The organism is Streptomyces sp. NPDC051133, from assembly GCF_040682635.1.
Taxonomy (GTDB): Bacteria; Actinomycetota; Actinomycetes; order Streptomycetales; family Streptomycetaceae; genus Streptomyces.
This window is the reverse complement of sequence record NZ_JBFBBK010000132.1, coordinates 1-4,739: the sequence shown is the minus strand read 5'-3', so window position 1 is coordinate 4,739 and position 4,739 is coordinate 1. Positions and strand designations below refer to the sequence as shown.

Genomic DNA, 4,739 nt, shown 5'->3' with positions numbered 1-4,739 from the left:
CAGCAACAACATGGCCGGCAGTGATTGACGAGCGGTCAGCGGCCACCTCCTTCAAGGAACTTGCAGCCTCGGCCCTCTCATCTGGCTGATAGGTCGGGGCTGCCTGCTGAGGAGGAACGGTAGGGGCTGCAGGGGGAGCTACCGGCTCGCTTGCAGACCCATGCGACGTACCATCGAGGCTGAAGGGGACTACCTCTTCCGCCTCATCATCATCGTCAAGCCCACTCAGGTTGACAGCCGGAACGATGAGGGCTCTCTTGGGAGAAGCGCCGGTCTTCTTGCCACGGCTTCCACTGCTTGATCCCTGGTTGCGCGACCCGTTGGTCATCGTTCGGCTCCCTGAAGCTTGGCGTTGCGTTGCAAGACCTGCCTTATCACCGCAGCGGTGACGTGAGCGTAATCCGTCGCCATGTCAACTGGCCTTTGCGGATCTACAAGACGGCCTGTCTCATCACGAGGACGCGATACCAACTCGCCAGTTTCTTGATCTGTGAGTTGTCCCGCGGCAGCCAAGGCGAACTCCTTGGTGGGCATACCATGATTGCGAGCGAGAGTAGCCGTACTTCGACCATCGCGAATGAATTCCTCAATCACCACTTCACGAGGGATTCGTGTTGGCTCGAGCAATCCATGGATCTTCTCGCGCAGCAGAACGAGTTCACTCGTGGCTGCCTCATTCACCTTTCGGTATCCCAGAAAGACGATGGCTGCGATCCCAACCTCTGCATTCAGACGCCGGTTCTGCCGCACCAGACTCGCCAGCGTCCCGAGACCGGTGATCACTGCGTTGTCAGATCCCTTCATAGGCGACACCAGGTGCGTACATGCAGCCAGGCCAAGCCTTTGAATGCTTTTGTCACCAGGGGAGAAGTCCAAGATGATCCACCGGTACCGATGCGAGATCTGCGCCAACAGCAGCGCAAGCATGAGGTACGCCGAGAGACTATGCTTGTCTGCCAGTTTCGTAATGGCAGTTGGGATATCCGCAATATGCGATCCCGACACCACCATATCGAGGTAGGGGCGCACTCCCTGAGCGACGGTAAGCGGCTTGTCTTCAGTCAGTGATTCGACAAACCCAAGTCCATCGTCATCGACCTCTTTGCCCAGGATACCGAAATCCATACGACCATTGCCATTGCTGTCTAGCTCGATGTAGAGAATCGGCTTGGCGCTCTTCCCTTCCTCTGCCTTCATTCTCTGTTGGTCAGCGAGCATGTAGGCGATGTTCGTCGAGACCGTTGTCTTACCTTCTCCTCCCTTACCGATCGTGACGCCAATGACGTTTCTCAGATGGGGACGGAGCTTACTTACCAGAGAAGCCAGCTCTTCCGGATCAGACATGTCGGTGAAGGATCTAATGGCGCCGAGCCTACTTGACAGCGTGTCAAATGTCAGGGTTTCCAACGTCTCTCCGGTTCGGTGTAGTTCATCCTTCGCGGCGTAGACGGCTCTGGTGTACAGAGACAGCGTCCTCAACGCCTGCCCTCCGATGCGCACTCAGGACAGTACATGCTCCTACGCGGCCATGCCACCACCCGTCAGCTCTCCGGCGTGTCCGGGTAGTTGACTCTCCTAATGAGGATCCTAGAACACCCGAAAATCGACCTACCCTGCTCTCCCGTAATTTATTTCATGCGACCTTCTCCACCCATCCTCTAGGCGAGGAGTTCGACGGGTGAAAATGAATTAGCTCATCACTGAAAATTGTCGCCTTCGCAAGGCAACTGGAGTGCCCCTGAGAGGTCTGACGCATCACTGAGTAGGTGAGTGAGTAGGTGAGTAAGGTATGTGATTTTGTGAACCTGCAGGTCAGAGGCTCTTTTTACACAGTCATTACCTTTGACAAGTGCGCGACAACACTCTCAGAGGCGTCGGCAGAGGGCTCGACTGACTGCCCGGGCATGCCGCAACTGGCGCTCGCATCGTTGATCGCGACGATGAAATGCTGTACCAGCCGAAGAGAGACCTCCGCTTTACAACTCTCACTGACCCCTGAGAGCACGGTGGCGGGATCGAAAGCGCGTCTCAGGCCCTTCCGCAGAGATTTCTTTGTGGCCGTTCATCGCGTCCGAATCACGCCGTCGCGGTCGCCCAGGCGCTGGTGCTGGCGACCAAGCCGGCTCGCTCATCTGATTGCGGCCTCGGCGAGATACGGTCCTGTGGCTGACCGGGCACCACCCTCACGCCGGATACCGGGAAGGACGCTTCTGACCCGACACGGTCTCGATGAGGGAACGGCCTTGCCCTTCCCCGGCACGAGCTGAGCAGGACCCAGGTGTGCCGCCCGAACGCGGATGCTCGACCTTGCCTAGAATCGACACGCGGGCCGAGGCCCGACCAGTACCGGCTCCGTGTCGGTGCTGGCCGCACTCCCTATCGAAGCCTCTCCTCCTCGGCAGCAGCGATTGTTCACCCAGAGGCTCGTTGCGCTTCCCAATGACCGCTTCCTCGCTGCGGGCGTCGGCACACTCCTCACCAACCCACTCTGCGCAGTGGCGGCCGTTTCGCGTTTCGCCATCAGGTACAGGCGGTTGGCAGCGCCTGCCGCAGGCACACTGCAGACGCTGCGCTCCAGGCCCGCCGAGGTGACGACAGCGATGCGGTCCCGGACGCCACGTCTTGGTGCGATGCACTTCTCCCGCTCCTCGTACGTTCGAGCTGGACGCACAGTGTCCTGCGGCGGGGACTGTGGCGCCGGCGGATCGCTGAGCGGCTGGTCCCTCTGATCGGCCCGCATGCCTAGGCGGTCGATGACGTGTGGTTCCCCAAGGACGGAAGGGTGTCAGTCGGAGTTGCTCCCCAGCACGGCGGTGCGCTGTGCCAGCAGGTGAACTGCCAGGTCACGGTCAGCGTCCACGCGGTCTCCAATGCTGCCTCGTGTCGCCCAGGCAGCCGCGGGTGGCCGAGCACGGCCGGTGGGACGGCGTCATGCCCGAAGTGTGACTGCTGCCGAATAGCCCCCGACGAGGCCGGTGGGCACCAGGATGACTCCGACCCCTCTTCGGCACAACGATGCGTATCGAAAGACGACCAGCGCCTGGGGTCCTCTTGCCTCCACGGAGCTCGTCTGTCCCGGGGCACGTTGATACCCGTGGTGCGAAAACACCGCATGGTGACCTCTCCTTCGTCTCGCGAGCCGACGAGCTCTGGGCGAGACCGAGGCCCGTGCGGTGCGCTGGTGCCGCAAACAGCTTGCGCGATGGCGCACCGACAAGTCCTGCAGTAGAGCGTCGCGTGGCCCCCATGCCATCGTCGCCAGTGCAAACAACCGAACCAAGGGAACGATTGTCAGGGTGTTCTGCGGCGACGACTGCCCGGAGAGGCATCACGCGTCACCCTGGTCGACGAGGCTGAGAAAAAGCCGGCATCACCAACGACGCGGCCGAATACGGCACGCTGTTCGACCTACTCACCGAGTACGGCGACAGTGAGGCCAAACCCACACCGATGACCGAAACTTCGCATGGCAGGTCTTCGCAATCGACCCGCTCGCCGCATCCCGCTCCCGCGACCGCCACGGTGTCTCCCGCAAGCAAGAGGTGGGACCCCGGCAACGCTCTTGTGCTGGCCAACATCCTGCGCACCGCCATCCCATACATCCCCCCCAGCCGACCAACAGCGAAACTTGCCTGGGCTGTCGCCGTACTTGCCCGCGCTCACAGAGGCGCCGTTTGGAATCGGCATCAGATCGACCAGCTCCGTCCGCTGCTGCGCGAGTAATACCCCGATTTTCTGGTTGCCTTTGCGACCAGCCGCAAGGGCGGCATCGCCCGCTCTGAAGCCCGGGGCCGTTCTCGCGACCGTGTCCGCCCCGGCGGCAGGAGTTGGGTGGCATGCGCGGGATCTGCCCTCGACCCGCTTCGCCGCCGGCAGCAACGGCTCCTGTCGGCGACGTCTGAATTGTGAGCCACTGCCGACGGACGAAAAGTGACCCCCTGCGTCTGTTGATGTTGGTCATTCCCCGGTGTTGGCTGCGGGAACCCGTCCGAGGTCGCGGCCGCGCATGCGGTAGCTGGCGCCCTTGAGTGAGATGACTTCGGCATGGTGGACGAGGCGGTCGATCATCGCGGCGGCAACGGTGTCGTCGCCGAAGACCTCGCCCCAGCGGCCGCAGGGTTTGTTGCTGGTCACGATCACCGAGGCCCGTTCATAGCGGCCCGAGATGAACTGAAAGAAGAGGTTCGCCGCCTCGGGTTCGAAGGGGATGTATCCGACCTCGTCAACGACGATCAGCGGGATCCGGCCCAGCCGGGTCAACTCGTCGCTGAGCCTGCCTGCTTTGTGAGCTTCGGCGAGGCGGGTCACCCACTGGGTGGCAGTGGCAAAGGCCACCCGGTGGCCGGCCTGACAGGCCCGGGTACCGAGCCCGGTGGCCAGATGGGTTTTCCCGGTGCCGGGCGGCCCCAGGAAGATGACGTTCTCCTTGCCGATGACAAAGTCCAGCGTCCCCAGGTGGGCGATGACCTCGCGTTTCACAGGCCGCTGGTGATCAAAGTCGAAGTCCTCCAGCGACTTGCGAGAGGGAAAGCGGGCCGCCCGGATGCGTCCCTCGGCGCCATGTGAATCGCGGGCGGCGACCTCCCGCTGCAGGCAGGCCGCCAGATACTCCTCGTGACTCCAGCCCTCGTCGCGGGCCCGCTCAGCGAGGCGGACGGCCGCATCCCGTAGAGCAGGGGCTGAATCTCGACACGCGTGAGCTACGGACGGTGGACGGGCTGGCTGATCGGCATGTGGTC

The 4,739-nt window shown here is 62.2% G+C and carries 3 protein-coding genes and 1 pseudogene; 1 reads left to right on the top strand and 3 read right to left on the bottom strand.

All coding sequences use genetic code 11. From position 1 onward, the window contains the following. Both AB0N17_RS45195 and AB0N17_RS45190 read right to left on the bottom strand, forming a co-directional pair. Positions 1 to 328, bottom strand: a 328-nt coding sequence (locus AB0N17_RS45195; RefSeq protein ID WP_366017520.1) for a hypothetical protein, incomplete at its 3' end; no start/stop codon positions are given. Beyond that, positions 325 to 1,344 (bottom strand): ParA family protein, encoded by a 1,020-nt coding sequence (locus AB0N17_RS45190; protein WP_366017519.1) that lies wholly within the window; start codon positions 1,342 to 1,344, stop codon positions 325 to 327. The genes AB0N17_RS45190 and AB0N17_RS45195, both read right to left, overlap by 4 nt. Positions 1,345 to 2,749: 1,405 nt before the next feature. On the opposite strand from AB0N17_RS45190, the pseudogene AB0N17_RS45185 reads away from it, so the two are divergent. Continuing rightward, positions 2,750 to 2,857: pseudogene (locus AB0N17_RS45185) on the top strand (transposase); the annotation flags it as partial. A 1,100-nt stretch (positions 2,858 to 3,957) separates the two neighbouring features. Here AB0N17_RS45185 and istB read toward each other — a convergent pair. Next, positions 3,958 to 4,739: IS21-like element helper ATPase IstB (istB, locus tag AB0N17_RS45180; protein WP_366017518.1), on the bottom strand; the 782-nt coding region annotated here is incomplete at its 5' end.

What these genes read in the sequence shown, in the direction of transcription:
- AB0N17_RS45190 (WP_366017519.1), bottom strand. Translation starts at nt 1,344, where the DNA reads ATGTCTGATCCGGAAGAGCTGGCTTCTCTGGTAAGTAAGCTCCGTCCC.